We start from the raw sequence: 8,174 nt of genomic DNA, 5'->3' as shown, positions 1-8,174 counted from the left end.
CACCTCCTGTTCGAGCGCTTCTTGCACGGTCCACGTCCCAGTCGACCCGCCTTCGACGCGGTCGGCCACGTCGCCGAGGTCGTTGCCCTCCTCGCGGAACGCCTCCTCGCAGAGCTCCAGCAGCCACGAGCGGATGACGGCCCCGTTGTTCCAGGTGTTGGCGACCGATTCCAGATCGAGGTCGTACCGGCCGTTGGCCAGCAGTTCGAAGCCCTCGCCGTAGGTCTGCATCAGCGCGTACTCGACCCCGTTGTGGACCATTTTGACGTAGTGGCCCGAGCCGGCCGGCCCCATCCGGTCGTGGCCGTCTGGGCCGGTCGCGACGGCGTCGAAAACGGGGACCAGTTCGTCGTAGGCCCACTCCGGGCCGCCGACCATCAGCGAGAAGCCCAGTTCCGCACCGGCCGGGCCGCCGGAGGTGCCACAGTCGAGGTAGGCCGCGTCGGTCGACTCGGCGCGGCGGATCGAGTCCTCGAAGTAGGAGTTGCCGCCGTCGACCACGATGTCGTCGCCATCGAGTGTCGGAGCCAGTTCGTCCAGCGCGGCGTCGACCGGGTCACCCGCCGGGACCATCAGCCAGATCCGTTTCTCCGAGCCGAGTTTCTCCGCGAGATCTGCGATGGACGACGCCGGCCGAGCGCCGGCGTCCGCCGCGTCAGCGACGCTCTCTTCGTCGATGTCGAAGACGACGACCTCGTGGCCGGCTTCGAGCACGCGGTCGACCACGATGCGGCCCATGCGTCCGAGTCCGATGACGCCAAGTTCCATACCGGGGAGTCGCCGACCGAACAGGTAGGGGTTGCGGTTCGACAGAAAAGCGTGGCACGAACACCACCCGTGCCGTCGTCAGTCATGGTACCGCCCCAGCCGACATCTCGGAAGCGGTCGTGGGAGCCAGCAGTTGCCACGAGTCCTGTCCCGTACTGCACCGGACACTCCGGCTCTGGGACGCAAAAAATCCACGGAATACAATCACATCATCTGTTGTAATCCCGGGACCACCGCCGTTTTGTTCCGGCCACTCCTGGTGGGAATATGGACGACCGCATACGCGAACACGCCAGGATTCTGGTCGACTGGAGCGCTCGCATCGACGCGGGCGACGACGTGGTCGTGGCCGTCGAGGACGGTGCCCACGACCTCGCGGTCGCGGTGGCCGAGCAACTCGGCGAGGTTGGCGCGAACCTCCTGTCGACGTACCAGTCCGACGAACTCACGCGGGCCTATCTGGGGGCCCACGACGGGTCATTCAGCGAGAACCCCGAGTACGAACTGGCGCTGTACGAACGGGCCGACAGCGTCCTGTTCCTGAAAGGGTCGCGGAACACTACCGAGACGGCCGACGTGGACAGCGACCAGCGGCAGGCGTACTCGACGGCTCGGCAGGCAATCAGGGAGGCCCGTCTGGACACCGACTGGGTGTCGACCCAGCACCCGACGCGGGCGATGGCCCAGCAGGCCGGGATGGCTTACGCCGAGTACAAGGACTTCGTCTACGACGCGACGCTGCGGGACTGGGAGGCACTGGCGGAAGAACAGGCCCAACTGAAGGATATCCTCGACGACGGCAAAGAGGTCCGAATCGTGGCTGACGGGACGGACATCACGCTGTTCATCGACGGCCGCATCGCCGTCAACTCCGCCGCCAGCGTGGCCTACGACTCACACAATCTCCCCTCCGGCGAGGTGTTCACCGCCCCCTACGACACCGCCGGCGTCGTCACCTTCGACGTGCCGATGACGATACAGGGCCGCCGCGTCAAAAACGTCGAGCTGACGTTCAAGGACGGCGTCGTCGTCGACTGGGCGGCCGAGCAGGGCGAGGCTGTCATCGACGAAATCATCGGGACCGACGGCGGCTCTCGCCAGTTGGGCGAACTCGGCATCGGGATGAACCGCGGCGTCGACCGCGTCACCGACAACATCCTCTTCGACGAGAAGATGGGCGGGACGGTCCACCTCGCGCTCGGGCGCGCGTACGACGCCTGCCTCCCTGAGGGCGAATCAGGAAACGACAGCGCCGTCCACGAGGACCTCATCACGACGATGGGCGAGGGGTCGCGACTCGAAGTCGACGGCGAGGTCGTCCAGCAAGACGGGCTGTTCCGCTGGGAAGACAGTTTCGAGGGATAGCTGTCGCGGTACTACGGTGCTGTAGGTCGGGAGTCGCTGTCGCGGTGTCGTGGGCCGGGAGTCGCTGTCGCGGTGTCGTGGGCCGGGAGTCGCTGTCGCGGTGTCGTGGGCCGGGAGTCGCTGTCGCGGTGTCGTGGGCCGGGAGTCGCTGTCGCGATGCCGCTGGCCGGGAGCGCCCTCCGTGGCGTGACCCGGGGAAGGGGAGGTCTGTTTCGGGGTAGTGTTCGAAGAGTACCGCGAGCGGAGCGAGCAGTTTCACTCCGAGCGCGGCCGCAGGCCGCGACTCGGAGGTCGTTTTTGTACTAAATTTTTGCGAGTGGGGGTGCTCGCAGGCCGCGAAGCGGCCGAGGACACCCCCCGAAGTAAAAATTTAGATGGACAGGAACTGCGACACCAGCCACTTCGTAAACGTCCCGGTAATAGCGCCGATCCACGAGAGCATGACGAAGTGCATGTACGTGTTGGCGTTGTGGCCGCCGTCGACGGTCCGGATCATCAGCGACGACAGCATCGCGCCGAACATGATAATAATGACAAGCAGGAACTCGATGAGCGGGATGTTGTAGACGCTCGTGTTGATGAGCGACGCGGCGTCGAGCCGGCTCCCGGTGGACAGGTCCAGCGACATGCCCGCGAGGATGTTGACGACCTGGAGGCCGATGAAGAAGGCGAAGGTCGACGCGGCGGTCATCCCGTAGAGGAGGCCGACGAGCGTCGTCGTCGCCTGCTTGCGCTTCTGGCGGAGTTGCAGCACCTGGTTCATATTCTCGGAGATGAGCTCGCCCAGTTGCTTGGGCGATCCACCCATCTCGCGGCCGATGAGGTACATCTCGGAGAAGGTCTGGATGAGATAGGAGCGACAGTCCGCGGTGAAAAAGCGCCAGGCAGCGGTCGGCTCGATCCGCATGTTCAACCGTTTGTAGAGGTTGTCGATGTTCGGAGAGAGCGCGCCGAAGTCCTTCTTGCGGAGGGTACGAAGCACTGTACCGGTCGTGGACTGTTTCGCGCCCTCGGTCGCCCCGAGCGCACGGATGAAGTTCGGGAACTCCGAGTCGCGGTCCTTGATGCGCTGTTCCTCCTGCCGGAAGACGATACCGGGAATGATCATCGGGGTTATCGGCGCGGCGGCATAGAGGGGCAGCGGCACCTCGTCGAACATGAAAAAGAGGTCGTTCAGCGTGATCGGCGAGATACCGAGCATCCCCCCAATCGTGATGAACACGAGCAGCATCGACAGTCCCACGCCGGCGACCATCGATTTGTTGAGCTTGGACTCGATCGGCGACGGGTAGTCGACCGGGTGGAACCACACCGGGTCGTAGGGCGCCATCGATCGGATGGCAAGGTAGAAGCCGGTCTGGACGAACACGAACATCACGATGACGGCGCTGACGGTCATCGTCGGGTTCGTTCCGGTCAGCACCGGCAGAACGACGGCGAACACCAGCGCGAACGTCATCGACAGAATCATCGAGAGGTAGAGGTCTTTCATCACTTCCAGGCTGTCGAGCGAGCTCTTGTACACCGTCGAGTAGTGCTGGATGATCTGCTCCTGTTCAGTCAGGAGGTAATCGTCGAGTCCCTGCCCGGCCCCGAGCGTGTACGCGAGGCGGTCGAAGAAGTCCGAAACTGCGCGGCTCGGGACCTGTTTGGCGCGGCGACGACAGGCGTCGTCGAGGCTCAGGTTCCAGGTGTCGACTAGCTGGACGATGCGGTGCATCTCCATCGCGAGTTCGCCGTACTCGTCTTCCTCGGCCAGCGTTCGGAACACCTCCATCCGGTCGATCTTCGTCGTCGCCAGCACGGTCATGTGCGTGATAAGCAGGTGAAACCGGTTGTTGAGTTCGCGCTTGCGCTGGCTCAGGAGGATCTTTGGGTAGAAAATCGCCGACGCCATCACCAGAAATCCAAGCAGGGGAATCGGTGCTCGGACCGCAAGGGGTTGATCCAGCAGTAAGGCGACGACCGTGGAAATAGCGAAAAAGGCGACGGCTGGCAGCAGGATGAGGAAGAGATACCGCTCCAGCGGGATCGTCATCTGGCGGTAGGACTCCACGAGCGACTGGATCGTCTCGGATATCGTCAGGTCGAGTCCGCTTTCGGCTTCGCCCTGTGCCATCGTTAGTCAGGCCTGGCGATGTTGAACGGAATCCCTTCGACGCCGTCACGCTGGAAGTCGGAGATGAAGTCGTTGACTTCGTGATACCCCAGAATACCCTCCTGGATGGCCCGCTCGATCATGTCAGCACGGAACTGGAGGTCGTCGTAGATGTCACGCGTGTCCTCGTACCCCAGGAGGGTCGCGATCTGCTCTTCGAGGACGAAGGAGTTGTTCATCCCCTGGAAGATGATTTCGTCCTCGACGGGGTCCCAGTTGAACACCTGCCGGGTGACGACACCGTCCATCTCCTTCGAGTACCCCTCGATCTCCTGAACGCTCGTCACGCGGCGCAGGACCTGATCGCCCTGCTTGACGCGGTTCTGGAACAGCGCCACGTCGGCCACGTCCATGAACGTCTCGGGGACGTTGATGGGTTCGCCGGTGAAGCGCTGAATCATCGAAACGATGTCGCTCGCGTGGAACGTCAGCATCACCGGGTGACCGGTCTGGGCGGCCTGGAACGCCATCCGCCCCTCTTCACCACGAACCTCCCCGACGATGATGTAGTCGGGGCGGGAACGCAGCGCGGCGGCGACCAGATCGAACATGTCGATGCTGGTTCCCTCGTCTTCGCCCTCACGGGTGAGGAGTTGCTGCCAGGTGTTGTGCGGGGGCAGCACCTCGGCGGTGTCCTCCGCGGTGTAGATCTTCGCGTCGTCGGGAATGAACGAGGTGATGGCGTTCAGCGTCGTCGTCTTCCCGGACGCCGTCTCCCCGACGACGAACACCGTCTGTTCGTTCTCCAGACAGAGCCAGAGATACGCGGCCAGTTGCGGCGACAGCGTCATCCACTTGGTAATCTGGAAGATGGAGAGCGGCACCTCGTCGCCCTGACGGATAGTGAGCGAGGGGCCTTTGAGGCTCACGTCGTCGGAGTAGATGAGGTTCAGACGTGACCCGTCCGGCAGCGTCGAGTCGACGATAGGGTCAGAGTCAGAGACGGGGTCGCCCATCCGTTCGCCCATGTTGCGGAGCCACTGGTCGAAGGCCTCCTCGCTCTGCCACTCGACGGTGGTTTCGAGCATGCCATAGACCCCGTGGTCGACGTGGCATTCGCTTCGGCCGATAACGTGAATGTCCTCGTTGGCCGGGTCGCGCATGACCGGTTCGAGCGGGCCGAGGCCGACGATATCGCGGTTCAGCCGGTAGAGGATGTTCTCGTAGGTCTCCTGTGTGACCTCGACGCTGTTCACGTCGGTCAAGTTCGACAGGCGTGTGAGGACGCCGCTGTCGCTGTCTTCGTCTCGGACTTTGGTGGTTTCCTGCAGGAGTTCCTCGATACGGTCGTCGAACTGGGCCTCGTTTTCGGGCGCGGGCTTGTTGACGCTGCGCTGGAGCAGGCGGTTCCGGACCTTCCCGAAGACGGCCCGCTCGTCCTCGTCCAGCTCCGGTTCGATGGCGTAGTACTTCATGTCCTGGCCAACGTCGCCGTAGATATGACAGAAGATGGGGCCGCCGACCGGGTAGAGCACGTTCGGCCGGTTCGTCTCGTACTCGTCGTCGGCCTCGTCGATGAGCATCGGGAACTCACCGGTGATCTGCTTGAACTTCTTCAGGTGGTCCCGCAGGTGGGGCCGCCGCGCTGCCATCTGTCGAAGTTCGTCCGACGGTTTCGCACGTCCGTGGTCTGTCATATCTTATATCACCTCTAGGCGACGCTGCGCGATTCGATGACGATGCCGGTTCCCGAACGGACCGAGAACCCGATGGTGTCACCAACCTGCTCGCCCATGCCGGCGAATCGGAGGACGTTGATCTGCCGGCGCACGTCGTTGCCAACCTCGATCATCTCCAGTTCGATGAACACGTCAGCGATGGCCCGGAACGGACCGATAGCCTCCTCGTCGAGCGTCGACGGGTCGACGGTGAGCATGATACACTTGCCCTGGGAGATGACGTCCCGGAAGTAGGAGATGACCTCCAGTGCGGCCTGGCGCTCCTCGTTTTGCCGGACGAGGGCCTCGAACTTGGGGTCGTTCCGGAGGATAGCGTCGAAGGTGTCGATGACGACGACGTCGGCGTCCCACATCACCTCGGCCTCCATCAGTCGCTTGAGGAGTTCCTTCCGGTCGGACTGTTCGTCACCGCCGGTGAGCGCGTTCGACTCGCCGATGTCGGCGTGCAGGAACAGCACGTCCTCGTCGAGGATGTGGTCGACCATGTCATAGGACAGCGAGTGCATCTGGTCGAGGAAGCTCCCGACGGTGAGTTCCGTTGAGAGGTATGTCACCTCGTGGCCCTCCTCACAGAGGCCGTAGGTGAACCGCTGGCTCATGGCGGATTTGCCGGCCCCGTAGTCACCCTCGACGAGGATGATACTGCCGGGCGGGATACCACCGCCCAGTTCCTTGTTCAGTCGGTCGTGATCGTCCAGTCCGAGCGAGAATAGGTCAGTACTTGCGATACTCATGTGTTGAACTCGAACACCTCCTCGTCGCCGTTGACAATCAGCTTGAGGCGGTGGTCGCTGTTGAGGTCGAGATTGCGGTTGATCTCGATTCGGACGACTTCACCGGGCCGCCAGCTGTTACCGCCGTCCGGCTCCAGCGTCACCGTGTAGTCGGTGGCGAAGGTGCCGTCGACGAACACATCTATCTGTCCGGGGACTGGCGCTAACGTCTCCGATCCGGTGTTTTTGACGTGAACCGTGATTGTGTTCGCGCCGCTGTCGTAGATGGTGTCGCTACCGCTGTCGGAAATGATTTCCACGTCGGTCCGAACGTCGCTGCTCACGTCCAGCCCCTGTTCCGAGACAGCGTTGCTTAGCTCGCCGATACTGCTCGTGAATACGCCGGCAACGCTCGCAGCGATGGCCATCGACGCGATGAACAGGATCAGGTGTGAGACGGAGACGCTCGCCATGTTAGCTCACCACCATCGTTTCGGCGATGCCGTTCTCGGTGACGACTTTCACCCGGTCGGGCTGACTACTGAGTGAGGTGACGGTAATCTCTAACCGCTCCTGTGACGCCCAGATATCCGTCGAGGGGTCGGTGTCAACGGTCGTGTCATAGCCCGCCTGATAGTCGTTGTCGACCAGCAGGTCGGTTGCTTCCACCGACAGCGTCTCGGAGCCAGTGTTGTCGACGGTCACGACGAGATTCTCGCTGCCGCTTGCGTTCCACGTCGCCGAGACAAGCGAGATGTCGGTGTTTTGCTGGTCGAGCAGTCGGTCTCGCTGGTCCTCGCGAGCGTCGTTGACGCGCTCGAAGCTGTTCGCGGTCGCGGAGTAGAACATTCCGAAGCCGATGAACGCGGCCACGAAGATGACGGCTGCCGAGCCGCTAACGCTGAATCCCATCGGAACCACCTCCACCGACCAGTTTCGAGAGCGCAACGGCGTCAGCCCCGCTGTCACTGTCAAGCTGCGAGATGTAGTGCAGGCTCTCCGTGTGGTGGTCGATAGACAGCCCATCCCCGGTGTCGTTCACGTCGTTGAAGCCGCGGAGGTACTCCTTGAGCTGGTCCGCGACCGACTCGTCGATCCAGTCGATAGTCTCGTAGTAGTCGATGGCGCGAGCCGTCTCGCGGTAGCCCGAGTGCTGGACCAGGAACTCGAGCCACTCGACGATGATGAGGTCCGCTGCGAACCCTTCCGGCATCGTCGCCAGGTACGGTTTCCCGTCGTCGTCCGCATCGGCGGCCGAGCCGTCGTCTGCCACTGCCTCGTCGCTACTGCCGGTGGCCGCCGTCTCAGTCTGTGTGGCAGTCGGTTCCGGCTCCGGTTCAGGTTCCGGTTCGGGCTCGGGCTCCGGTTCCACGGCTGGCTCGGGTTCCGGCTCTGGCTCCGGTTCCACGGCTGCCTCGGGTTCCGGTTCGGCTTCCGTAGCCGCCTCGGCCTCGTCACTCCCGTCGTCCTCGATGACCTCGTCGAAGAGGT

General features: G+C 63.1%; 7 protein-coding genes and 1 pseudogene (1 of these 8 cut by a window edge). 1 reads left to right on the top strand and 7 read right to left on the bottom strand.

What is annotated here, in order from left to right:
* Positions 1-792, bottom strand: a 792-nt coding sequence (locus C442_RS03485; protein ID WP_275039404.1) for an NADP-dependent phosphogluconate dehydrogenase, incomplete at its 3' end; no start/stop codon positions are given.
* 243 nt (positions 793-1,035) lie between these two features.
* Between C442_RS03485 and C442_RS03480 the strand changes: the two genes are divergently transcribed.
* Positions 1,036-2,133, top strand: a complete 1,098-nt coding sequence (locus C442_RS03480) for an aminopeptidase (RefSeq protein WP_008307850.1) — start codon at positions 1,036-1,038, stop codon at positions 2,131-2,133.
* Positions 2,134-2,503: 370 nt separating this feature from the next.
* Here C442_RS03480 and flaJ read toward each other — a convergent pair whose 3' ends face one another.
* The 6 genes and pseudogenes from flaJ to C442_RS03450 all read right to left on the bottom strand — a co-directional run.
* Positions 2,504-4,252: an archaellar assembly protein FlaJ gene (flaJ, locus tag C442_RS03475; RefSeq protein ID WP_008307849.1), complete on the bottom strand. Its 1,749-nt coding sequence runs from the start codon at positions 4,250-4,252 to the stop codon at positions 2,504-2,506.
* 2 nt (positions 4,253-4,254) lie between these two features.
* Entirely contained in the window at positions 4,255-5,928 is a 1,674-nt protein-coding gene (locus tag C442_RS03470) for a type II/IV secretion system ATPase subunit (protein WP_008307847.1), read from the bottom strand.
* 14 nt (positions 5,929-5,942) lie between these two features.
* Positions 5,943-6,704, bottom strand: coding sequence for an ATPase domain-containing protein (locus C442_RS03465; RefSeq protein ID WP_004515259.1), 762 nt, complete (start codon positions 6,702-6,704; stop codon positions 5,943-5,945).
* Entirely contained in the window at positions 6,701-7,156 is a 456-nt protein-coding gene (locus C442_RS03460) for a CARDB domain-containing protein (protein WP_008307845.1), read from the bottom strand. The genes C442_RS03465 and C442_RS03460 overlap by 4 nt, the downstream gene beginning before the upstream one ends.
* Before the next feature lies 1 nt (position 7,157).
* Complete coding sequence (locus C442_RS03455; RefSeq protein WP_008307843.1) at positions 7,158-7,595, bottom strand: flagellar protein F; 438 nt, start codon at positions 7,593-7,595, stop codon at positions 7,158-7,160.
* Positions 7,579-8,174, bottom strand: a pseudogene (locus C442_RS03450) (FlaD/FlaE family flagellar protein); it runs 1,010 nt beyond the window's last position. The gene C442_RS03455 and the pseudogene C442_RS03450 overlap by 17 nt, the downstream one beginning before the upstream one ends.

It is taken from the genome of Haloarcula amylolytica JCM 13557 (genome assembly GCF_000336615.1).
Taxonomy (GTDB): Archaea; Halobacteriota; Halobacteria; order Halobacteriales; family Haloarculaceae; genus Haloarcula; species Haloarcula amylolytica.
Note: the sequence above shows the minus strand (reverse complement) of the source record. Positions and strands in the feature narration are given on the sequence as shown.